This is a genomic window from Natronococcus pandeyae, assembly GCF_008122205.1.
Lineage (GTDB): Archaea > Halobacteriota > Halobacteria > Halobacteriales > Natrialbaceae > Natronococcus > Natronococcus pandeyae.
In genome coordinates this window covers 102,000-124,140 of record NZ_PHNJ01000016.1, presented here as the reverse complement: position 1 = coordinate 124,140, position 22,141 = coordinate 102,000, and the positions used below count along the sequence as shown (strand labels likewise).

Sequence of the window (22,141 nt, the reverse complement as noted above, 5' to 3'; positions counted from 1 at the left end):
TCTTCGTCAACCGGCTCCTCCTCGTCGACATCGTTGTCATCGACGGGTTCTTCGTCGATTTCGTCGTTCTCATCGACAGGCTCTTCCTCTTCGTCAACCGGTTCCTCTTCGTCAACCGGTTCTTCCTCATCGACTGGTTCCTCGTCAACCGGTTCCTCGTCGACCGGTTCTTCGAGGTCCTCGACGATGACGAAGACAGTCGCCTGTTCGATCGTTACCTGCAGTCCCTCTTCGTCAACCGGCTCTTCCTCGTCGATTTCGTCGTTCTCATCGACGGGGTCCTCTTCGTCAACCGGCTCCTCATCGACATCGTTGTCATCGATTGGTTCTTCTTCGTCAACCGGCTCCTCGTCGACCGGTTCCTCATCAACCGGTTCTTCCATCGGTTCGTCGACGTGGACGAAGACGGTTGCCTGTCCGATCGAGACCTCGAGTTCATCCTCGACGTCGTTCTCATCGACCGGCTCTTCGTCGTCAACCGGCTCTTCCTCGTCGACATCGTTGTCATCGACGGGTTCCTCGTCGACCTCGTCGTTCTCATCGACTGGTTCGTCTTCGTAGTCGTCAGCCTCGTCGTCAACCGGCTCTTCCTCGTCGATTTCGTCGTTCTCATCGACAGGCTCTTCCTCTTCGTCAACCGGTTCCTCGTCAACCGGTTCTTCCTCATCGACGGGTTCCTCGTCGACCGGTTCTTCGAGGTCTTCAACGATGACGAAGATAGTCGCCTGTTCGATCGTTACTTGTAGCTCCTGGTCGTCAGGAGCATCGTCCGGTTCGTCTTCTATGGGTTCGTCGTTCTCGTGATCGTCTACACTCATGGCAGCGGGCCCTGCTGCGACCGCTGCGGCTCCGCCAGAGCCGAGTACCATCAGTGCGACTACCACGACGAGTATATTGCGTGCGCTCATGCCCCGCATTCGTGATACGGGGTATCGTACCGCTTAAACTGGTACTGCCATTTCAGTGATAAATTTCTCGTTCCACAGCGTAATCCGGAATACCGACAACTCCCGAGCCAGAAAACACTAATTACGAAGTACGTTCTCTCGGCCACCCGTCCGGATCACGTGCCGGAATGACGGCGCTGAACGGTGCTCCTATTGTCTGATATCTAACTACCGATCACGGCGTTTGTTACACGCCCTCACTCCCTCGGATCAGATCAGTCGGAACCCGTACAGGTCACGTTCTCGAACAGCAGAATCGCGTCCGCCCGCTTTCTATCCCGGAATCTCGATCAGTAAGCTGCCTCGAGAATCTCCTCACGGAGTTCGTCGAACTGTTCGAGATACTCGCGGCGCTCGAGTCGGAGGGCGGCGAGGGCGGCATCGTAGTCGTCGACATAGTCCGGAACGTAGTAGTCGCCGATCTCGATGCCGGGGACCGATTCCGGAATCGTCAGTCCGGTCCGGTCGTCGTCGGTCCACTCGATCGTGCCGCGAGCGGTCTCGGTGAGGATCGTCACCGACTCGGTGACGCCGACGTCCCTGGCGTCGTCGCCGAGATACCCCGTATTGAGCAGGAAACAGTCGACGTCGAGCAGGTCGATGAGATCGGAGAAGATGTTCCCCTCCTCGCCTTCGGGGCCAACGATGAACGGGTTCGTCCCGACGACGCGGATCGATTCGCCGGCCCGCGACGGATCGCCCGCACTGGTCTCGATCGACTCGCCGAGCATGAACGCCGCGGCCGCCTGTTCGGTCGAGAGCTTTGCGACGGGCGGCATGAGCGGGTTCCGCGTGATGAAAAAGACCTGGTCGAGCCGGTCGAGATCGATCTCGTCGGCCGCGCTCGGGAGTTCGTCGCGCTGGACGATCGCGCGGGCGTTCGCGGTATACCGTGGTTCGTCGAAGTCTACCGTGCCGTCGTCGTCGACGGCGACGTTCTCGAGAATCGCGGACTCGTCCGTCGCGGCCTCGTAGAGGCCCGGCTGCTCGGACTCGTCGAGACCGATCGTCTTGATGAACAGTCCCTTTCCTTCGCTTCCGGGGACCGACCCGTCCGGCAGCAGCGCACAGACGTCGTCCTGGAGCATGGTCGCGCCTTCGGGCTCGTCGAGCCAGCAGCCGTGGGCGGTGAGCGTCGATTTACCGGTCGCAGAGAGGCCCATGAACAGCTGGCCGACGTCACGTAACTCGCCGTCGGCGTCCCGAACGCGGACGCGCTTGCTTCCGGCGTGGAGACCGAGTCCGCCCCGCTGTTTGATGCGATACATGAACAACCGGAGGAACGACTTCTTCGCCTCGCCCGTGTAGTCGCTGCCGAGGACGGCCGTGAATCCGTCGTCGGGAAGGATGCGGATCGCCGTCTCGTCGGCGTCCGGGAGCTGTACCGTCCGGAGGTCCGGCTCGCGGCCGTCGCTCGGCTCGAACAGGTTCGCCCAGGCGAGGACGATCCGGGCGTGCTCGACGGGGACGTAGAGCCGACAGCAGAAGGTCGCTTCCGGGTGACGGCCCATCAGCCGGTCCACGCAGAGCATCTCGCGGCTTCCGGCGGCGGCGATCGCTTCGCCGACCAGTTCGTGATCGCGCTCCGAAAACGCGTGGTCGACCGCGTTCTTCGTTCGGTCGGAACTCCGCGAGCGAACCTCGCTGACGTACGACGGCGAGCCGAACTCGGTCGTCGTCTCGTCGGATCGAGCGAGTTCGCGAAGCTCCTCGAGCGGCGGGTTGTACCGGACGTTCGACGCGGTAGCTGGATCGGGAAGCTGCCGGTCCAGTGGACGTGACTCCGCCCCGGTTTCGGACATATATCTGAGCCACCAACTCCCTGATGTATAAACATGCGGGATTCTGACTCGGATATGTCACATCCTACCTCACTGCTGGGAGATATATGCATTTCCTACGCTTGTGAGGCCTATGCAGACATATTGTGATTCATCCCATCACCTCAGAATAAATACGATTCTGCGATTGTACTCACATAAGAATAAATTCTAATAGCGGTCCGTAACGCTGATAACTCACTCACCGAGAGCCGATCGGCAACCGGTGGATCGTCGGAGAACGGAGACCATAGCGACCGACCGCCGACTGGTACGTTCGAAATAGCGGTGCTGACAATGAACAGTGCTAAGCGATCGCGAAGGTGATACTCGAGTCGATGAGTGTCCTCGAGCAGATCCGCGTCCACCCGATCAAGTCGCTCGACGCGACGTCGGTCGAGTCGACAGAAATCGTCGCCAACGGAGGGCTCGCGTGGGATCGCCGCTACGCGATCGTCGAGGCGACCGACCGGACAGAGACCGCTTCCGACGCCCCGTACGTCAACGGCAAACGAGAACCCAAGATCCACCGGCTGGCGGCCGAGTACGACCTCGATCGCGCGACGGTGACGGTTCGTGACCGCGACGGCGACGAGGAGAGCACCTTTCACCTGGAACGCGATCGAGACGGACTCGCCGCGTGGCTCTCCGATCGACTCGGCTACTCGGTCGCGGTCGTCGGCGACGACGAGGGTGGCTTTCCAGACGATACGGACGCCTCGGGACCGACCGTCATCAGCGACGGAACGCTCGAGGCGGTCGCATCGTGGTACGACGGTATCGATTCCGCGGAGATGTGTCGCCGTCTCCGCTCGAACCTCGTCGTGGGCGGGGTCCCGGCGTTCTGGGAGGATCGACTCTACGAGGAACCGGAGCGCGTCGTCCCGTTCACCATTGGTGAGGTCTCTCTCGAGGGCGTGAACCCGTGTCAGCGCTGTGTAGTTCCGACGCGCGATCCGGACACCGGCGAGGAAACCGACGGCTTCCGGGAGCGGTTCGTCGAACGACGCGAAGCGACGCTGCCGGAGTGGGCGAGCGAGGCCTGGTTCGATCACTACTTCCGGCTGATGGTCAACACCCGTGTTCCCGAGTCGGCGTGGGGTGCGACGTTATCCGTCAGCGACGGTGTGAGCGTCGCCGACTCTCACTCGAACCGATAGCGAACTATCGCTCGCGTCGAAGCCGTTCGCGTCGCTCCTCGAACTCTTCGTCGGAGAGTTCGCCTCGGGCGTACGCCACCCGTAACTCCTCGAGTGCAGGGTCCGTTTCCCGGCGTTCGCCGCCGCCGAGTGCACGGACCAGAAGAAACCCGCCGCCGAGAACCAGTACCAGGAACGCGGCCCACGGCAGCAGCCACGACCAGATCGTCCCGCCCCCGTCCCAGCCGTTCCACATGTGACCACCGCCCCAGAATCCCATCACTGGTATCATCATGAGCATCATGAGAAACGGGACGAGGAGTACGACAACGACGATGAGGAGAAGCGTTCGGACGAACGTATCGTCTGCCGACATAACGTGTCCGACATCGGGGAACGATAAATAGGTTAACGGCGCTCTCTCACCCGTGGTGGCGCGGTATCGACGCCGCGAACTCGCCGCTCTCGAGTCGACCTAGTCCCTGCCATCGGGCGACGACGGCCTAATTTTCACATCTGGTACTCGAGACCAAACCACCAAGGGGGTGCTCCGAGTCCCCGTGGCCATGGCATACGGTCTCGATATCGGATCCGGAGCGATTACGGGGGTTGCGGACGGCGACGAACCGGCCGGATCGGAACCGCCGGTCGCGTTTCCGGTCGCCGAGTCGGCGCTCGAGTCGGCTGGACTCTCGCTTGCGGATACGCTGACGGTCGATGGTGCCGATGCAACGTACGTCGTGGGGTCGGACGCGAATACGGCCGCGGACGCCGCGGGAGACCTCCCTCACGAATTGTTCGAAAACGGTGCGCTCGTGGACGAAGCGTACGCGCGTTCGGCACTGGAGGCGATCGTCGACGCAGTGGTTCCGGAACAGGCGGACGAACCGGGCTGTTTCACGACGCCCGGAACGGTGATCGATACGTCCGAGACGAGCGACCCGTACCGGGAGGTCGCCGAGTCGATCCGTGTGGCACGTGGCCTCGAGCCGGCTCCGATCGCCAGGGGGTTCGCCGTCGTCTACGACCAGCTCGCGACGGACAACTACACCGGACTCGGCGTCTGCATCGATCGCCAGACGACGAGCGTCGCGCTCGCGTACTACGGCGTCCCGGCGATGGCGTTCTCGGTCGCAAAAGGCGGCGAGTGGCTGGTCGAGCGGGCGGCGGCCGACGCCGGAGCCGAGCCGGCAGCCGTCGAATCGACGCTCGAGGGGTTCGAACTCGATCGGAACACGGCCGCAGGGGAGATCGAGAGTGCGCTCGCACAGGCGTACGACGCGCTCGTGGGCGAGATCGCCGACGCGATCCGGGCAGAAGCCGACGAGAGCGAACTCCAGCAGGGACTCGCAGTTCCGATCGCGATCGGTGGCGAGCGGACGGTTGAGGGCGTCGAGTACCTCTTCGGCGGCCGGTTCGATGCCTCGAACCTCCCGTTTTCCGTTCGGGGCGTCAGACTGGCGGACGACCCGGCCGCGAGTCCGGCCAGGGGCGCCCTCGCGGCGGCTCGAGACGGCGTCACGGGCGACGATGGAATCGCCGCAGATTCGCTGGCGGCCGAAGCCAACGAGGCGAACGCCGCGGACGGCGCCAGCGAAACTGATGCCGACAGCAACGGAACCACGCTCTCGTTCGACGAGTCGCTCGAGCCCGAGCGCGAGACCGAACGGGCGGACGCCGCCATCGATAAGCTGTTCGACCGACTCGCGAACCGCGACGAGCAGATCCAGTCGGTGAGCGCGGACCTCGAGGACCTCGCGGACACGGTCGCGTCCGTCGAGGAACGATCCGCGGCGGCGGCCGACCTGCAGGAACTCGACGAGGAACTCGAGACCGCTGCAGACGATCTGGCGGCACTCGAGGCGGAGAGCGAGACGTACGCGAGTGACGCGGCGGTCGACGCTCTCGAAGCGTCCGTCGACGACCTCTCGAACGACCTTACGGCGATCGAAGACAGCGTCGCGGCCCTCGACGGTGCGCTCGCGGAACTCGCGGATACCGCGACCGACGAACGCGCCGATCTCGGAGAGGATATCGCGGCGCTCGAGACAGAGGTCGAGACGGTCGCCGACCGGAGCGACGCCCTCGAGACCGAGCTCGAGAGCCTGCAGGCGAACCTGGAGGATCTCACCGAACGAGCCGCGACGGCGGCCGATCTCGAACCGATCGACGCCCGCGTCGACGGGCTGGCGGACGACCTCGGCGAGATGGACGACCGACTCGGCGGTCTAGACACCAGAGTGAACGGAATCGGCGGTCGCCTCGAGGAACAGGCGACCCGAATCAGCGGCGTCTCAGGTCGCCTCGAGGAGCTCTCGGAACGGACGGACACGCGGGTCGACGCCGTCGAGACCACCCTCGAGGACGAGGTTTCGGACTCGACTGCCCTCGAGTCGCTCGCAGCCGACCTCGAGACGGCCGAAGATGGCATTGGCGAACTCGAGTCCGACGTCCAGTCGCTGGACGCGCGACTCGAACGGCATCTCGACGAGACGAGTACGGAACTGCAGAACGCACTCGCGAAGACCCGTACGGACGTAGAGGACAATCGCGAGTCGCTCGACGACCTTCGGGAGGATATCGACGGCGTTCACGAGGAACTCGTGCAGGCGACGGCCGATACCGCCGACGCCGACGCCGTGGCCGACCTTCGCGAGACGGTGTCCTCCGTCCACGAGTCGACCGACGCGCTGGACGCGACCGCGGCCGAGCTATCGGCCGATCTCGAAACACTCGAGTCGCGACTCGAGTCCGTCGAGAGCCAGACCGACAGTGTCGAAGCGGAGGTGACGGAGCGAGTCGACACGCTCGAGTCGGCGCTCGACGAGCGGGTGAGCGAACACGCGGATCGGCTCGACGAACAGGAGCAGCGCGTCGACGCGGTCGCCGCGGCGGTCGACGAACTGTCGGCCGACCTCGAGGCAGCGTCGGACGAATCGGCCACAGACCGAACACCAAGCCCACGGGACGAGATCGATTCGCTCCGGACGGAACTCGAGTCGGTCCGTGCCGATTCGACCGACGGGACCGGTGTCGTCCCCGTTATCGCGGCCGGTGGTGGCGGTGCGGGACTCGTCGCTGGGGGTACCGTCGCGCTCGCGGGCGCGGTCACCGTCGGCTCCGTCGCGACCGTCGTCGGCGTCCTGTTGCTCACAGTCGCAGTTCTGACCGGGCCTCGAGCGTAATTTCCCGCCCTCGAGGGCACATACTGTCGGACGAAACGATTCGAAGATCGCTCACTCGAACTCGGCCGTTACTGCTGGTGGCAGCCGGAATTTCGGGACCGACGTCTCACTGACTTCTGTCCGACGGTATCACTCCGGGAGGATGCTGTCGTCTTTCTCGTTTGGAGCGCCGATGACGAGCACCGTGCTCTCCTCGACGGCCCTGAGTTGACGCCAGGACTCCGGCGGAACGACGAGGAAGTCGTGCGTCGAGAGTGCGACGACGTCGCGCTCGTCGTCGCGTTCGATCGTGACGTCGACGGTCCCCTCGAGGACGACGTACAGCTCCTCCTGTTCGTTCTGCCGGTGGTAGGCGTTCTCCTCGCCCTTTTCGTACTGCCAGACGCTCGGTCGCATCTCCTCGGGCTGAAGCTCCAGCCCGACCGGCAGCAGCGTGGGGGCTTCCTGCTCGAGTTCGTGCGGTTCGACGTTGTCGAGGTCGGTCAGCGAGTACATACCCTGCGGTTCCACGAACGACGGCAAAAAAGCGATGCCGGCGGGAGGCGAGTCGTGGGTCGGTCCCGACGCCGTCTCACGGACGATCCTCGAGCGCCCAGAGCGCTGCGCCGAGCAGCGTGGCGCCCGTAATCGACCCGGAGAGGAGCCAGAACGCGGGTTGGAAGCCGGCGGTTTCCGAGAGGATGCCGACGACCGCCGGGGCGACCGCGCCGGCGGCCATCAACAGCGTTCGGACGATTCCCAGCCCGCCGCCGGCGACGTCGTCGGGGATCGCACTCATCAGGTACGCGCCGCGGACGGGCCGAAAACCGTGGCATCCGAGCCCGACCGCGACGAGCGTCCCGCCGAGCAGGATTGGACTCCCGGTACCGGTGAGCGAGACGAACGCGAGCAGCGAACCCGAGGCGAGCGCCAGCGTCGCGACGACGATCGGAAGCCTGCCGATCCGGTCGCTTATGTCACCGGTCACCAGCTGGACGAGACTCGCGACGAAGAGGGCGCTGTAGAGGATTCCCGCGGTCGCCTGCGTCAGACCGGCCTCCTGGGTCAGGTAGAGCGGAGCGAACGCGACCACGCCGTTGTAGGTAAACGAGAAGAGGACGGTCAGCAGCGCGAACGCCGAGAACCGCCAGTCGCGAAAGAGCGTGGCGTACCGGCGAACGCTGGCGCCGCTGTGAGTTACGGCGTCGCCGTGGTCGGCGGCGGATGGAGTTCGCGCCGGGACCCGGAGCCGAAACGTGACTACGAGCCCGAGACCGAGGAGTCCTGCGGCGAGAAAGATCGCACGCCAGCCGTCGCCGAAGAGGAAGGGGAGTGCCGCAGCCGCGACGACCGCTGCCGGGGCGACCACGCCACCGAACGCGCCGAAGGTGTCGAGCACGCCGAGTGCGCGACCCGTCCGTGCGGGATACACTCGAGCGAGCAGTCGCACCGCGACGGTCTTGTGGACGCCGGTACCCGCGCCCATCGCGAGCATCGCCGCGACGAGTACGAGAAACGAGGAGTCGACGATCAGTGCGAGTGCAGCAGCCGCTGCGACGACCCCACCGGCCGTCACGACGGTCACGGACCCGAGTCGGTCCGCCAGGACACCCGAGGGGAACTGCATCGCCGCGTAGACGAGCATGAACCCGGTGAACGCGGCTCCCAGTGCGGCGTTCGAGACGCCGTAGCTGGCCTGAAACGAGTCGAACAGCGGCGGAAAGGCGTACCGGAGAAACTTCGCGAGAAACCAGATTCCTGCGGTAAGCAGGAGGACGTCGAACCGTGCGAGTCGACCGATCGTCTTCCGGAGCGACATGCTGTTCTCGTTTCGGCCGTGCCCTCGAGCGGGGGAGTATCCTCCGATTGCGAATCGAGCCACGGACGACGGAGTCCGCCGGCGAGTACCCCGCGAATACCGGCGGTGGTTTTCGAAACGGGTCGGCCATAGGCCGCTCGTACGGTCAGTTCCCGTTTCCGAAACTATCGGTCTCGCCGGCGAGTTCGCGGCTCGAGCCGATCGCCTGCCCCGTCAGGCAACGGTTACTCACGCGGACGGGAAATCGACCGGTCGATCGTCGATCTGGAGGAACCCCGACCCGATGAGACCGGAGTCGCCACCGACCGCTCGATCGGTGCCTTTCTGCGGGAAACGAACGCGAGCGTCCGAATAGTCGTCACATTAACAATAGGGTTCTCTCGAGAACGATCTTCTATGGACACGTACTTCCCGAAACCGAATCCGCAGTGTACGTCGAAACCCTGCCGGGCCTGCGACCGGATCATCGACGGCGAGGACGTCGAGGGGTGGTGGCTGGAGCGCGAGACCTGGCAGGGCCCGAACTATCATCAGCTGCTCTGTCTCTCGTGTTGTGTCGACGCGATGAACGAGGAGCGAATCCATCCGAACGTCGTAGACGAAGCCGACGCCCGAGACACGCTCTACGATTGACATCCTCTCCGCCGTAACCGGCGGTCAGAACCGGACGGATCGACCGATCCAGACGGACCGAACGAGGTTCCCTTCGTCCCACCAGATCCGGACGGGTCCAGAAACCGGGAAGTACCGTCGGATCCCAGCGACAGTATGGGTTTTCACACGTACCCGATCGAACGCGCCGATGCACTCGAGGACCCGTCGCGGTACCGGTACTGCTCGCGCGAAGAACTGCTCGAGATGCTCGTCCCGACCGCCGACGACGTCGTCGCGGATCTCGGCTCGGGAACCGGATTCTACACCGACGACGTCGCGCCGTTCGTCGACGCGATCTACGCGGTCGACGTCCAGTCGGCGATGCACGATCGCTACCGACAGAAAGGCGCACCGTCGAACGTCGAATTCGTGACCACCGAGGTGTCGTCGCTCCCCTTCGACGACGACCACCTCGACGGGGCGTTTTCGACGATGACGCACCACGAATACGCTGCTGACGACTCGTTCGCCGAACTCGCCCGCGTGATCCGGCCCGACGGGCGACTGGCGACGGTCGACTGGTCGGCCGACGGCGCCGGCGAGGACGGCCCGCCTGTCGACGAGCGGTTCTCGCTCGAGGACGCCGTCGCCCAGCTCGAGGCGGCCGGGTTCACGATCGAGGCGGCTCGAGACCGCCCCGAGACGTTCGCGATCGTCGCGGTCCGATAGGCGAGGTTTGCGATCGTCCGATAGTAGTAGAACACCTCCCACGTTCAACCAGATATCGTTCGCTGCACTGTTTGGGTATGGCGACTTTTCGCACAGATACCTCCAGGCGTCTATGGGAATTAGAGATCCCTACAGACCGGGCGAACCGCATTACGAGTGTCTCGGCTGCGGATACAGGGGGCGGCCGGAGTTAGGCGAACGGTGCCCCGAGTGTAACGGACAGCTTCGGAACATCGCGATCCCGCGTGAGTGATATGGCGTCTCTCGGCGGCGCGTGCTCATACGGTCTGTTGTAAGTCATTGCCGGTGTAACCGCAGACGTATCGCGGTTGCCCCGGTAAATCGTTACAACAGACCGTATCAGTCGAAGTCGGGCAGGTCTTCCGGCGGTTCGTACTCGGCCTCCCAGTCGATGTACTCCTCTTTGAGAACGACCGAGACGATCTGGCCGAACTCGGTCAGTTCGGCGTTGATCGATGAGACGGTGCCCCAGGTGTCGAGTCCCGGGTGATACTCGCGTTCCTGCCAGTCCTCCGGAATGCCGGGCGCGTGGTAGCCGACCCTGTCGGCGAAATCGTCCCAGAAGAAGTCGAACTCCGAGAAGAGATCGAGATCGCGAGCGATTCCGTACTCGCGTTCCTCGAGATCGGTGTCCTCGAGCCACTCCTCGAACGCCTCCTCCCAGGCGCCCTCCTCGAGGAACTCCTGGAGTTCCTCCCGTCGGTAGTCGATCTCGGTCGGGTCGTCGGCGCTGATCGTGGCATCGTCGTACTCGTTCGGATCGACGAACGACAGTTCCGGCGGATCGGGGGCTTCGACCTCGAGTCCCATACCCCGCCGTACGGCGGGTCGTCGGATAAGAATTCCCACACCGGCTGCGGGCGGTCACACGATCCCGAGCAGCGAGAAGCCGGCGACCGAGCCGAGAACCAGGAGGACCGTCCAGACGGCGATGCCGGCCGTCATCCAGACCGCGACGGCGCCGCTCCGGCTTCCGGCCAGCAGCGCGACGAGCGCGGCGACGTGGACGCCGGCCAGCACCGGCCCTCCCAGCGCGACGCCGGGGAGTCCGTACCGGTCCCAGAGTCGTCGCGCTCGAGCGTACCGATCGCTCGGCCCCCCGTCACCGTCCTCTCGGCGGCCGGTCCACCAGTCCATGATCCGCCGGGAGAAGACGATCAGCGCGTACACCGAGCCGACGTTACCGGCGAACGCGACGACGCCCGTCGCCACCGGATTGAGTCCGAGACCGATCGCGACCGGCACGACGACGAGAATCTCGATCACCGGGATCGCCGCGAAGAGAAAGACGAGGGCGTACTGGAGGAGACCGGTCGCTTCCTCGAGGGCGGCCCCGACGTCGACGAGTAGTGGAACGAGCGTCATCTATCTCGGTCGTCTCCCGTCGATCGTACGAGACATTTCGGCCAAATACCTGCCGCTTTCCGTTCTCGGTCGTGCGGTTCGACCGCTCGCGGTCCCGGGATCCGAACACTCAACCGGGCTCCGAACGTACTCCCGCGGGATGACGGAGTACGAGGCGGCGATTCTCGACGTCGATGGGACGATCGTCCGGGGCGAGGAACTCCTGCCCGACGTGACCGACGGACTGGCGGCGCTCGAGGCGGCCGGCTGTTCGCGACTGCTCTTCTCGAACAATCCGACACGGGGCAGCAGCTACTACCGGAGCAAACTCGAGCCACACGGGATCGAGATCGATCCGGCGGCCGTCCTCACGTCGGCGACGGTGTCGGCGGAGTACCTCGCGTCGACCCATCCCAACGAGCGTGTCTACCTCGTCGGCGACGACCGCCTCGAGTCGATCCTCGAGGAGGCGATGGTCGACCTGACGGACGACCCCGACGCCGCCGACGTGGTGCTCGGTTCGTTCGACAGCGACTTTTCGTACGGCACGCTGTGGGAATCCCTGCAGGCGCTCGAGGACGGCGCCTCGTTCTACGGCACCGACCCCGACGTGACGATTCCGGTCGACGACGGGCTGATCCCGGGGTCGGGAGCGATCCTCGCCGCGATGGAGGCCGTCGCCGGTCGCGAACCCGACGCGATCCTCGGCAAGCCCTCGAGCGTCGCGGCGACGGCGGCGATGGACTACCTCGGCTCCGACCCGGAACGGACGCTCGTCGTCGGCGACCGCCTCGACACCGATATCGAACTCGGGAACCGGGCGGGGATGACGACTGCCGTCGTCCTCACCGGGGTTACGGACCAGGCAGATATCGAGTCGGCGGCTGTCCAACCGGATCACGTCCTCGAGTCGCTCGCCGACGTCGAGACGCTGCTGTAGTCGACTCTGGCCGATCTCCTGTAGTCGATTCAGGCGTTCCCAGCCGAGCGTGTTCAGACGTTCCCAGCCGAACGTATTCAGACGTTCCCAGCCGAACGTGCCGGAATCGCTAACTCCTTACAACGATCGTGCATATCGCGCCGTGTGACCCGCCTTCTCGATGCGTCGCTCTTCCTGCTGCTCGCCGTGCTGTGGGGGCTCTCGTTTCCGGCGATCAGCGTCGGGCTCGACTATCTTCCGCCGATCCTGTTCGCCGCGTTTCGGTACGACACCGCCGCAATCTTGCTCCTCGGCTACGCCGTCGTCCGAACCGACGACTGGTGGCCGCGCGGCTGGAACAACGTCGCGGCCATCGCGGGTGGTGGGCTGTTCCTCGTCGCCGGGAACGGTCTGCTGTTCGTCGGCCAGCAGACCGTTCCGAGCGGCGTCGCCTCGATCATCCAGGGACTGGTACCGATCTTTACCGCGCTGTGGGCGCTCGCGCTGCTCGGCGAGCGCCTCTCCGGGGTCGGCGCCGCCGGGGTGGCCGTCGGCTTTCTCGGAATCGGGTTCGTCGTCCAGCCGGATCCGAACAATCTCCTGGCGGGCGACACGCTTGCTCGGCTGATCATCGTCGGACAGGTCGCAAGCGTCGCCCTCGGTGGGGTCCTCGTCCAGCGGGCCGGACCGGATCTCGAGCGAGTCTCGCTGACCGGCTGGTCGATGCTCGTCGGTGCCCTCGTCCTGCACGCCGTCAGCCTCTGGCTCGGGGAGATTCCCGGAACGGAGGCGACTGCTCCGGCGGCGATCGGCGCGATCGTCTACCTCGGCGTGTTCTCGACCGCGATCGCGTTCGTGATCTACTTCACCATTCTCGAGGAGAACGGCGCGTTCGAGGCGGCGCTCGTCGCGTACCTGGTTCCGGTCGTCGCGACGCTCGTTGGCGTCCTCGTGCTCGGAGAGTCGATCAGCGGACTGGCGATCGTCGGCTTCGGGCTGGTCGCGCTCGGATTCGCGCTCCTGAAACGTCGCGCAATCGCGACCATGATCGGATCGTCGATCGTAAGCAGTCGATCGTGAGCAGCCCGAAACTCGAACGTCGCTTCGAACGCGGGTGCACTCGAGGGGACCTGCGGGATCGCTACTGGTCCGGTTTCTCGATCAACCGGGCGACCGTGACGAGGGCGTCGAACTCCTGTGGCGAGCCCTGGATCTGGATGAGTCCCTGGTCCGGATCGTACTGGATGAACTCAGCTTCGGACGAACGCGGCAGGTGAACGTGTTTCAACTCGACCATGATCTCTTCGAACGTCTCCAGAGAGTCGTGACGGCTGGCCGGATCGTCCTCCCACTCCTCGATCGCCTCGACGAGTTCTCTGACCGAGACCGGACCGTCCCGGTCGTAGAGATAGTAGAGGGCGTACCGGCGTCGCTCGTCTCGAAGCAGTTCGAAGACTGTGTCCAGCGCGACCATGTCGGGTACTAGTCCAGTACCAATTTAGCTGTTCTTGCCAGTTTGCGACGGGGACTCGTTCCGTCCCGTTCGTGGTCAGGAGTCCCCGTTTTCACCCTCGAGAGCCACCTGCCGAAGGCGATCGCCCTCCTCGCTGTCTACAGTCAGGTCCGGGACCGTCGTCGGCCGGTTCTCGTCGTCGATCGCGACGTAGACGAAGTAGGACTCGGTCGTCTGCTCGCGCTCCCGGGTCCGCAGGTCCTCGCGCTCGGTGATCAGCCGGACCTTGATGCTCGAGCGACCCGCGTCGTAGACGTACGCGGTGATGAACGCCGTGTCGCCGACCGGGATCGGTCGCTCGAAGTCCATCCGATTGACCTGGGCGGTGACACAGGTCTCTCCGGAAAACCGCATCGCGGACATCGCACCGATCTCGTCCATCCACTTCATCACGTTTCCTCCGTGGGCAACCTCGAGCATGTTCGCGTGGTTCGGTTGCACCATCTCCCGATTCTCGACCAGCGTCTCCATCAGATCGGTCATCGACGAGGGGTTGCTGACGCCCGTAATTAGGTTTGCCGGGTGGGCAGATCGGTGTGGGTGTGCGTACCGTTCTCTTCTTCGATACTGGTAAAAGTCGTCGCCGAGTTGACTCCCGTAATGAGTGATGCAGGCGACGCCGACGTCCCGGAGCCGCCCGATCCCGGTTCGGAAGGACGGGGCTCCGTCGACGTACTGGGGACGGCACACGTCTCACAGGCGAGCGTCGACGACGTACACGAAACCGTCGACGAAGCGGATCCGGACATCGTTGCCGTCGAACTCGACGAAAGCCGGTACCGCCAGATGCAGGGCGGTGCTCCCGACGACATCGAAGCGAAGGACCTCCTCTCAGGAAACACCGTCTTTCAGTTTCTGGCCTACTGGATGCTCTCGTACGTCCAGTCCAGGCTCGGCAACCGGTTCGACATCGAACCGGGCGCAGATATGCGGGCCGCGATCGATGCCGCCGAACGAAACGGCAGCGGGGTCGCCCTGGTCGACCGGGACATCCAGATAACGATCCAGCGATTCTGGCGTCGACTCTCGTTCACCGAGAAGCTGAAGATGGTCGGCGGCCTCGCGCTCGGTGTCACCGATCCGCGGACGATCGGGCTGACGTTCGGAGCAACGCTCGGAGTGGCGATCGGACTCATCTTTGCAGCCTTCCTGGCGCCGCTGCTCGGCCTCGGCGAACTGCTGGCACTCGGCGTCACCGACCCCGCGACGTTGCAGTACGTCGGCGGCGTCGGCGTCGGCATCGTCGGCGGGTTGCTCCTCGGACTGCTCTTTTTGCCTTCGATCGAGTCGGCGAACCGGTACACCGGCGGCGTCGCCAGCGGCTTCTCGATCCGGCTGCTTGCGGGCGCCGTCATCGGCGTCACCGCCTGTCTCGCGCTAGTCGCGACGAACACGTTCGTCGGCCCCTTCTCGGCGGCCACCTTCGAGAGCGCGGGCGGCTACGTCCTCCGGGGGACCGTCGGCGCCCTCGCGGGACTCGGCGTCGGCGTCGCCGCCGGGGCCGTCCTCGGGCTCGTTCTCGAGGCGCTCGGCGGCGACGTCGAGGAGATCGACGAGATCGACATCGAGGAGATGACCGACGGCGACGTCGTCGCGGCGATGATGGAGGAGTTTCGCCGATTCAGTCCACGGGGTGCCAACGCCCTGATCGACGAGCGCGACGCCTACATCGCACACAAGCTCCACGGGCTTCGAGAGCAGGGCTACTACGTGGTCGCCGTCGTCGGAGCCGGACACAAAGCCGGCATCGAACGCTACCTCCGGAATCCCAGCGAGCTCCCCCCGATGGAGTCACTGACCGGGACGGCGTCGGGGCGGCGCTTCTCGCCGCTGAAGATCGTCGGCTATCTGGCGACGGTCGGCTTCCTCGGGTTCTTTTTCCTGCTGATCATGGCCGGTGTTCAGAACACCTTCCTGCTCCAGCTGTTCCTCGCATGGTTCCTGTTCAACGGGATCTTCGCGTTCACGCTGGCTCGGCTGGCCGGCGCGCGCTGGACCAGCGCGGGCGTCGGCGGTTCGGTCGCCTGGCTCACCAGCATCAACCCGCTGCTGGCACCCGGCTGGTTCGCCGGCTACGTCGAACTCAAACACCGGCCGGTCAACGTCCGGGACATCCAGACGCTGAACAACATCATCGGCGACGCCGACCGCCCGATGAGCGAGGCACTCGAGGACATGTTCGACGTCCCGCTGTTCCGGCTGATCATGATCGTCGCGCTGACCAACGTCGGGAGCATGATCGCGACCGTGCTGTTCCCGCTCGTCGTCTTGCCCTGGCTGGCACCCGAGATCGGCGGCGTCGACGCGCTGATGAACGAACTGATCCGCGGCGCCGAGAACAGTCTCGAGCTGATTCGGGGGCTGATAACGTGAGCTACCGAACCGACCGAACCTCGGAACTCTCCTTCAGCGACAAGGAGCTGTTCGACCTCGCGGTGGCGTGGGTTACCCTGAGCGTGGCCTTCGCGCTGTTGTTGGCGCCGATTCACGTCGTGGACGTCGGCGTCGGCTGGTTCGTCACGATGATCGGGCTGAGCTTCGTCACCGTCGGTGTCGCCTTCCTGTTGCACGAACTCGCCCACAAGGTCGTCGCGATCGAGCACGGCCAGACCGCGGAGTTCCGGGCGGACTACCAGATGCTGTTCCTGGCGATCATGAGCGCGCTGATCGGGTTTCTCTTCGCGGCTCCCGGCGCCGTCTACCACCGCGGCCGGATCACCAAGCGCGAGAACGGCCTGATCGCGATCGCGGGACCGGTGACCAACCACCTGCTCGCGCTGCTGTTCTTCCCGCTGATGCTCTTCCCGGGCATCCTGGGACTCGTCGGCCATCTCGGGGTTCTCATCAACCTCTTCCTGGCCGCGTTCAACATGATTCCCTTCGGCCCGCTCGACGGGAAGTCCGTCCTCGAGTGGAACAAACTCGTCTTCGCCGCCGTCTTCGGGCTGAGTCTGGTGTTGCTGGTGGGCTTTTACCTCGTGTTCGGGTTCCCGTTCTGAGGCCTCGTGGTCCGGACCGGTGATCTTTTGCTCACCCCGGGAAGTCGTTCAGACATGACTGATCCAGCTGACGGCGAGCGACTCACCTACGCCGACACCGGCGTCGACATCGAGGCCAGCGAGGACGCGACGGCGGCGTTGCTCGAGGCCTTCGGAAGCGATCTGACCACCGAGTACGCCGGCCTCCTCGACATCGGCGACCGCTACCTCGCGCTCGCGACCGACGGCGTCGGCACCAAACTGCTGGTCGCCGAGGCCATCGAGGACTTCTCGACGATCGGGATCGACTGCATCGCGATGAACGTCAACGACCTCGTCGCGGCGGGGGTCGAACCCGTCGCCTTCGTCGACTACCTCGCGGTCGACGAGCCCGACGACGACCTCACGAACGAGATCGGCGAGGGGCTGGCCGTCGGCCTCGAGGAAGCCGACCTCACGCTGCTCGGCGGCGAGACGGCGGTCATGCCCGAGGTCGTCTCCGGCTTCGACCTCGCGGGCACCTGCGCCGGCCTCGCGGGGAAAGACGAGATCCTCGAGGGCGAGGCCGCCGTCGGTGACGCGCTCGTCGGGTTCCCCTCGAACGGGATCCACTCGAACGGGCTGACGCTCGCCCGCGAGGCGGCGACCCGAGAACACGACTACACGGACCCGTTCCCGCACGACGACGATCGGTCGATCGGTGAGGAACTGCTGCGGCCGACCCGGATCTACACGGACCTGCTCGAACCGATGCGCACACACGATGTCCGTGCGGCGGCACACGTCACCGGCGGCGGGTGGACGAACCTGACGCGGATGGGTGAACGCCGGTACGTCGTCGACGATCCGCTGCCGGCCCAGCCGGTCTTCGAGTTCGTCCAGGAGGAGGGGAACGTCACCGACGAGGAGATGCACCGGACGTTCAACATGGGAACCGGCTTCGTCGTCGCGCTCCCCGAGGAGCAGGCCGAGTCGCTCGTCGCCGAGACGGACGGCCAGCTCATCGGCCGCGTCGAGGATGGCGACGCCGTCGAGATTCGCGGCCTCTCGCTGTCCTGATCACGGACGCGTTCTGTCGCAGTCGCTCTTACTGGTCCGCCCCGGTCTCCCCCTGCTCCGATTCGGTCGCCTTTCCGGTCACCGAGCGGATCGTGTCGTACTCGTCGTCGCTGTAGGCGATGAACCGGACCTCCTCGAGGTGGTCGGACTCGTACTCCTCGATCTCCTCACCGATGATCGCGGCGCCGTCCTCGAGGTCGAAGCCGGCGACGCCGCAGCCGAGCGCCGGCATCACGACCGACCGACACTGCAGGTCGTCGGCTTTCTCGAGGGCGTTTCGCGTCGCATCGCGGATGCTTTCCTCGGTTGCCTGGCCGTCTCCGTAGTGGGGCATCGCGGCGGCGTGGATGACGTGGTCGGCGTTCAGGTCGTAGGCGTCGGTCACGGCGGCCGTTCCGAGGTCGATCGGCCCCTTCTCGGTGGCCTCTTCGTTGATCTCTTCACCCGCTCGTTCTCGAAGCGCGCCAGCGACGCCGGAGCCCATCTCGAGGCTCGTACCGGCGGCGTTGACGAGTGCGTCGGCGGACTGTTCGGCGATATCTCCCTGGACAACGTCGAACTCCATGCGCGCGGCTACGACGGTGACGAGTTTGAAACTATACCCAGCAAACGAACGAGGGGGTGTGACAGGCCGAATCACGGCACTCTCGCGAACTCTGAACCGTCCGGAACGAGGTTCCCACCGTCTTAGGCCAACCAAAACCTTTTTAGATTTAGGCGGACCTAATCCAACTCGATGGACGTACCCGCCCGACGGCAGGACGCCGACCTCGAGGATTCGGTCGAGGAACCGGACGCGATCGTAAGCAGCCACGAGCCCCGCCCAGGAAAATTCGTTTTTACTGAACGGAACAACACCGACGGCTGGATCGCGACGGACTTCGCCGTCGACCTCGAGCCGTAGCACCCGGTCTCTCCCCTTCGAAACGGATCGACTGAGAGGTGTCTTTCTGCCAGTCGGCGTTAGGAAAAATACCGAATCGTCGACGCGGGTCCGTCGCTGTCCGACTCTTACTTCGTCGCCTCTTCGAGCACGAGGGTGTCGTCCTCGAGGTAGTGCTCGAAGTGGTGGGCGTCTTCCTCGGTGGTGACGAGGATCTCGCGCAGGATCTCGGCGGTTGCGTAGTCGCCGAGGTTATCGGCGAGTTCGATGCTGTCGCGCAGCGACGAGATGATCTCGCCGTACATCTCGAGGTCGTTTTGCATCATCGTCCGGATGTCGTAGACGTCCTCGCCCTCGAACTCGACGGTCGCGCGCTCCTGCTGGTTCGCGGGTCCGGAGACGGGAACGCCACCGAGTGCCTGGGCGCGCTCGGCGATGATGTCTGCAGCTTCCTCGACGTTCTCGTAGGCCTCCTCGAAGAACTCGTGGAGCGGCAGGAACTCCGCACCCTCGACGACCCAGTGGTGTTTCTTGAGCTGGTGGTACAGCACGTACGCGTTCGATAGCTCGGTGTTCAGTGCGTCGACGATCTGCTCGGCCTTGTCCTGTTCGAGGCGCAGTTCGTTCTCCTCGACGGCGTCGGCCGATTGGCGAACGGTCTTCTGGGTGCTCATCGTATACTTGGATACAGGCGCCTGACTCTTAAAGGTTTTCCCTGACAAAACAATCTTTGCGAAATAGAAAAAACATCTTCTGGATCAGGGGCTGAATATTCGGTGTTCTGGGACGCAGTCCGGAGTGGCCACCGTTCGCCACGCCCCTCTGGGTCCGCTCGAGTCGACGAAGCGCTTCGCGCTCCGTCGACCGGACCGCCGGTGCAACCCGTTGACCTATGGGCCTCGGCGTTGCGTTCTTTTCTATGAGTGCCGACGTCAACGGAACCGTCCCGTTCGCAAAATCGGTCGTGGCTGGCGTTCAGGAAAAAAACGTCCCGTTTATGGCCGCGAGCATCGCGTATCACGCGTTCATCTCTCTGATTCCGCTTCTCGTCCTCGTCTTCTTTCTCGTCTCGCTCACTGGTGACGAACAGTTCGCCGCCAACGTCGCCGGGATGACGGAGGGCTTCCTGCCCGAGAGCGGACAGCTCCTGCTCGAGGAGGCCATCGGAGACTCGCCGGCGACCGCCGGAGCCTCGATCATCGGCTTCGTGACGCTCGTCTGGGGATCGCTGAAGATCTTCCGCGGGATCGACACCGCCTTCTCGGAGATCTACGACTCGGCCGAGGAGAGCACCCTGCTCGTCCAGTTGCGGGACGCGTTCATCGTTATCGCCGCGATCGGAGTCGCGCTCGTTGCTGCGGTGGGTGCGACCGTCGCGTTCGCACTGCTCCCCGACGTCCCGTTCCTCGGGCTGGTGAATCCGATCTTGCTCGTCGGCGCGCTCTCGATCGCGTTCCTCCCCATGTACTACTACTTCCCGAACGTGGGCGTCTCCGTTCGAGAGATCCTCCCGGGGGTCGTCGTCGCCGCGGTCGGCTGGGCGGCGCTCCAGTCGCTCTTTCAGGTGTACGTTTCGTTCGCAGCCGACTCGGAGTCCGCGGGGGCGATCGGCGCGATCCTGCTGTTGCTCACCTGGCTGTACTTCGGCGGGCTCATCCTGCTCGTCGGCGCCGTCGTCAACGCGACTCGCTCGGGCCGACTCTCTCCCGGCGAGGAAGATCTCGGCGAGATCAGGGTTCGTGAACGTAGACTCGCCCGCACCCAGCAAACGAACGAGGGACTGCGCGAGCAGACGGAGCGACTCCGTCGGGAGCGGAACATGCTTCGACAGGACCTCGAGGCACAGCGCAAACGACGCTACCGTCTCGAGGACCGGGTCGACGAACTCGAAGCGACGACGCGGACGCTCGAGGCGGAGAACGAACGCCTGCAAGACGAACTCGAGGTCCGTGACGAACCCGAGTGGAAGCAGGCGGTCCACGAGATCGCCTCGCGGGTCGATACGCTCCGGATCGGGACGATCGAGGACCGACGTCGATGACGTCGGTGGAAGTCGGGAAAGCTTAGTGGATACCCGTTCCAGTTCGCGTCGTGTCCCATCCAGTTCGGGCGGCACGCCGCCGTATTCAGCACGAGTGGCGGCCGCTCGTCGCGGGTGTCAACGACTGTGCCGACAAGGTCGCCGAGCCCTGGGATACGTCCCGAACGACGAATCCCGACCGCGTCGTCGTTCCACTGCGAGCGGCACTCGGATCGAACGGCCTGCTCGAGCAGTTGCCGCATCTCCTCGCCGACGCGGTCGACGCCGCCGGATCTGAACTCCCGGCACGGCCCGTCCCCGCGCCCCCGTACGTCATCGTGACGAGTCGCGGACCCGTTCTTCGGGCCACGATCGACCCCGGACGGCTCGTGATCCGACTCGACACGTTCGAGGTCGTCCGCGATCCGGTCCCCGCCTACCGTCGGCTCGACGGGGTCGCCGTCGACATCGCCCTCGAGTGATCGATGGGTCCGGCGCTCGGCCTCCCGACGGTGTTCCGGTGCGTTTCTGAGGGATTTCGACCGGTGCGGTTGTCGAATCTCGCACTCCGAACGCAACCGAACAACGCCCGACGGCTTTTTGTCCTCCGGATCTGAGAACTCGGATATGCATCCGCGTGCAGCGACGTTCGCCGAACGGGCCCGCGAGGAGTACGACTTCGATCCGGACGTCGAGGAGTTCTCCGACGGGACGAAAACTGCGGCGGACGCCGCCGACGCCGTCGGCTGCGACGTCGCCCAGATCGCCAGCTCACTGGTCTTCGAGGTCGACGGCTCGCTCGTCGTCTCGGTCACCAGCGGTGCGAACCGAGTCAGCGAACCCGCCCTGGGTGCCGTCTTCGACGTGCCGGCCGCCGAGGTGACCATGGCTTCACCCGAACGGATCAAGGAGGCGCTCGGCTGGTCGATCGGCGGCGTGCCGCCGTTCTGTCACGAGGAGTCGGTTCCCGTCGTCGTCGACGAGACGCTGCTCGAGTTCGACACCGTCTGGGCGGCCGCGGGAACGCCGGAAGCGGTCTTTCCGATCGATCCCGAGACGTTGCGACGGTACGCCGACGCGGAGCCGGCGTCCGTCGCAGAGTGAGAATCTGTTTCCGAACGGCCACCGGCGTGGAGGCCCCTTCTTACGAGCCGAGGGTACCCTCGAGTATCGGATCACCTCGTCGAAACGA

The 22,141-nt window shown here is 64.8% G+C and carries 24 protein-coding genes and 1 pseudogene; 14 read left to right on the top strand and 11 right to left on the bottom strand.

Annotated features, from left to right (window positions below):
- Window positions 1-818 (bottom strand): annotated as a pseudogene (locus CV102_RS26225) (hypothetical protein); the annotation flags it as partial.
- A gap of 419 nt (window positions 819-1,237) precedes the next feature.
- Window positions 1,238-2,749 carry a phosphoenolpyruvate carboxykinase (ATP) gene (locus CV102_RS21615; protein ID WP_148860101.1) on the bottom strand — a complete coding sequence of 504 codons (1,512 nt, stop codon included), beginning with the start codon at window positions 2,747-2,749 and terminating at the stop codon, window positions 1,238-1,240.
- A 356-nt stretch (window positions 2,750-3,105) separates the two neighbouring features.
- On the opposite strand from CV102_RS21615, the gene CV102_RS21610 reads away from it, so the two are divergent.
- On the top strand, window positions 3,106-3,927 hold the full coding sequence (locus tag CV102_RS21610) for an MOSC domain-containing protein (RefSeq protein WP_148860100.1): 822 nt from the start codon (window positions 3,106-3,108) through the stop codon (window positions 3,925-3,927).
- Window positions 3,928-3,931: 4 nt separating this feature from the next.
- Here the strand turns inward: CV102_RS21610 and CV102_RS21605 are convergent, their stop codons facing one another.
- The gene (locus CV102_RS21605) at window positions 3,932-4,282 is read right to left on the bottom strand and encodes an SHOCT domain-containing protein (RefSeq protein WP_148860099.1); all 351 of its coding nucleotides are present in this window, start codon (window positions 4,280-4,282) and stop codon (window positions 3,932-3,934) included.
- A 190-nt stretch (window positions 4,283-4,472) separates the two neighbouring features.
- On the opposite strand from CV102_RS21605, the gene CV102_RS21600 reads away from it, so the two are divergent.
- A complete protein-coding gene (locus tag CV102_RS21600; RefSeq protein WP_148860098.1) occupies window positions 4,473-7,091 on the top strand; it encodes a chromosome segregation ATPase in 2,619 nt (872 codons plus the stop codon).
- Window positions 7,092-7,220: 129 nt separating this feature from the next.
- Here the strand turns inward: CV102_RS21600 and CV102_RS21595 are convergent, their stop codons facing one another.
- Together CV102_RS21595 and CV102_RS21590 are read right to left on the bottom strand one after the other, a co-directional pair.
- Complete coding sequence (locus tag CV102_RS21595; protein ID WP_148860097.1) at window positions 7,221-7,586, bottom strand: cupin domain-containing protein; 366 nt, start codon at window positions 7,584-7,586, stop codon at window positions 7,221-7,223.
- Window positions 7,587-7,662: 76 nt separating this feature from the next.
- A complete protein-coding gene (locus tag CV102_RS21590; RefSeq protein ID WP_148860096.1) occupies window positions 7,663-8,889 on the bottom strand; it encodes an MFS transporter in 1,227 nt (408 codons plus the stop codon).
- A gap of 396 nt (window positions 8,890-9,285) precedes the next feature.
- On the opposite strand from CV102_RS21590, the gene CV102_RS21585 reads away from it, so the two are divergent.
- The 3 genes from CV102_RS21585 (at window position 9,286) to CV102_RS21575 (ending at window position 10,465) form a co-directional block, all read left to right on the top strand.
- Entirely contained in the window at window positions 9,286-9,522 is a 237-nt protein-coding gene (locus tag CV102_RS21585) for a hypothetical protein (protein ID WP_148860095.1), read from the top strand.
- Between the two features lie 135 nt (window positions 9,523-9,657).
- Entirely contained in the window at window positions 9,658-10,212 is a 555-nt protein-coding gene (locus CV102_RS21580; protein WP_148860094.1) for a class I SAM-dependent methyltransferase, read from the top strand.
- Between the two features lie 112 nt (window positions 10,213-10,324).
- Window positions 10,325-10,465, top strand: a complete 141-nt coding sequence (locus CV102_RS21575) for a rubrerythrin-like domain-containing protein (protein WP_148860093.1) — start codon at window positions 10,325-10,327, stop codon at window positions 10,463-10,465.
- Window positions 10,466-10,572: 107 nt separating this feature from the next.
- Here the strand turns inward: CV102_RS21575 and CV102_RS21570 are convergent, their stop codons facing one another.
- Entirely contained in the window at window positions 10,573-11,043 is a 471-nt protein-coding gene (locus tag CV102_RS21570; protein ID WP_148860092.1) for a hypothetical protein, read from the bottom strand.
- Window positions 11,044-11,097: 54 nt separating this feature from the next.
- The gene (locus CV102_RS21565; protein WP_148860091.1) at window positions 11,098-11,598 is read right to left on the bottom strand and encodes a small multi-drug export protein; all 501 of its coding nucleotides are present in this window, start codon (window positions 11,596-11,598) and stop codon (window positions 11,098-11,100) included.
- A 139-nt stretch (window positions 11,599-11,737) separates the two neighbouring features.
- Between CV102_RS21565 and CV102_RS21560 the strand changes: the two genes are divergently transcribed.
- On the top strand, window positions 11,738-12,517 hold the full coding sequence (locus CV102_RS21560) for an HAD-IIA family hydrolase (protein ID WP_148860090.1): 780 nt from the start codon (window positions 11,738-11,740) through the stop codon (window positions 12,515-12,517).
- Between the two features lie 144 nt (window positions 12,518-12,661).
- The gene (locus CV102_RS21555; RefSeq protein ID WP_148860089.1) at window positions 12,662-13,576 is read left to right on the top strand and encodes a DMT family transporter; all 915 of its coding nucleotides are present in this window, start codon (window positions 12,662-12,664) and stop codon (window positions 13,574-13,576) included.
- 61 nt (window positions 13,577-13,637) lie between these two features.
- On the opposite strand, the gene CV102_RS21550 is transcribed toward CV102_RS21555, so the two are convergent.
- Both CV102_RS21550 and CV102_RS21545 read right to left on the bottom strand, forming a co-directional pair.
- Window positions 13,638-13,970 (bottom strand): DUF7344 domain-containing protein, encoded by a 333-nt coding sequence (locus tag CV102_RS21550; RefSeq protein ID WP_148860088.1) that lies wholly within the window; start codon window positions 13,968-13,970, stop codon window positions 13,638-13,640.
- A 75-nt stretch (window positions 13,971-14,045) separates the two neighbouring features.
- Complete coding sequence (locus tag CV102_RS21545) at window positions 14,046-14,492, bottom strand: acyl-CoA thioesterase (protein ID WP_148860087.1); 447 nt, start codon at window positions 14,490-14,492, stop codon at window positions 14,046-14,048.
- Window positions 14,493-14,609: 117 nt separating this feature from the next.
- Here CV102_RS21545 and CV102_RS21540 point away from each other — a divergent pair, with 117 nt between their 5' ends.
- The 3 genes from CV102_RS21540 to purM are packed head-to-tail and all read left to right on the top strand — an operon-like array spanning window position 14,610 to window position 18,046.
- Complete coding sequence (locus CV102_RS21540; protein WP_148860086.1) at window positions 14,610-16,382, top strand: TraB/GumN family protein; 1,773 nt, start codon at window positions 14,610-14,612, stop codon at window positions 16,380-16,382.
- A complete protein-coding gene (locus tag CV102_RS21535; protein ID WP_148860085.1) occupies window positions 16,379-17,008 on the top strand; it encodes a metalloprotease in 630 nt (209 codons plus the stop codon). The genes CV102_RS21540 and CV102_RS21535 overlap by 4 nt, the downstream gene beginning before the upstream one ends.
- A 54-nt stretch (window positions 17,009-17,062) precedes the next feature.
- Window positions 17,063-18,046, top strand: coding sequence for a phosphoribosylformylglycinamidine cyclo-ligase (gene purM, locus CV102_RS21530; RefSeq protein WP_148860084.1), 984 nt, complete (start codon window positions 17,063-17,065; stop codon window positions 18,044-18,046).
- A 28-nt stretch (window positions 18,047-18,074) separates the two neighbouring features.
- Here purM and CV102_RS21525 read toward each other — a convergent pair whose 3' ends face one another.
- Window positions 18,075-18,611: a macro domain-containing protein gene (locus CV102_RS21525; RefSeq protein WP_148860083.1), complete on the bottom strand. Its 537-nt coding sequence runs from the start codon at window positions 18,609-18,611 to the stop codon at window positions 18,075-18,077.
- A gap of 171 nt (window positions 18,612-18,782) precedes the next feature.
- On the opposite strand from CV102_RS21525, the gene CV102_RS26220 reads away from it, so the two are divergent.
- The gene (locus CV102_RS26220; protein WP_187433069.1) at window positions 18,783-18,950 is read left to right on the top strand and encodes a hypothetical protein; all 168 of its coding nucleotides are present in this window, start codon (window positions 18,783-18,785) and stop codon (window positions 18,948-18,950) included.
- A 107-nt stretch (window positions 18,951-19,057) separates the two neighbouring features.
- Here the strand turns inward: CV102_RS26220 and dpsA are convergent, their stop codons facing one another.
- Window positions 19,058-19,603 carry a DNA starvation/stationary phase protection protein DpsA gene (gene dpsA, locus CV102_RS21520; protein WP_148860082.1) on the bottom strand — a complete coding sequence of 182 codons (546 nt, stop codon included), beginning with the start codon at window positions 19,601-19,603 and terminating at the stop codon, window positions 19,058-19,060.
- A 245-nt stretch (window positions 19,604-19,848) separates the two neighbouring features.
- Here dpsA and CV102_RS21515 point away from each other — a divergent pair, with 245 nt between their 5' ends.
- The 3 genes from CV102_RS21515 (at window position 19,849) to CV102_RS21505 (ending at window position 22,053) form a co-directional block, all read left to right on the top strand.
- A complete protein-coding gene (locus tag CV102_RS21515) occupies window positions 19,849-20,970 on the top strand; it encodes a YhjD/YihY/BrkB family envelope integrity protein (RefSeq protein WP_148860081.1) in 1,122 nt (373 codons plus the stop codon).
- A 50-nt stretch (window positions 20,971-21,020) separates the two neighbouring features.
- On the top strand, window positions 21,021-21,431 hold the full coding sequence (locus CV102_RS21510) for a hypothetical protein (protein WP_148860080.1): 411 nt from the start codon (window positions 21,021-21,023) through the stop codon (window positions 21,429-21,431).
- A gap of 145 nt (window positions 21,432-21,576) precedes the next feature.
- Window positions 21,577-22,053 (top strand): YbaK/EbsC family protein, encoded by a 477-nt coding sequence (locus tag CV102_RS21505; protein WP_148860079.1) that lies wholly within the window; start codon window positions 21,577-21,579, stop codon window positions 22,051-22,053.
- The last annotated feature ends 88 nt before the right edge of the window (window positions 22,054-22,141 follow it).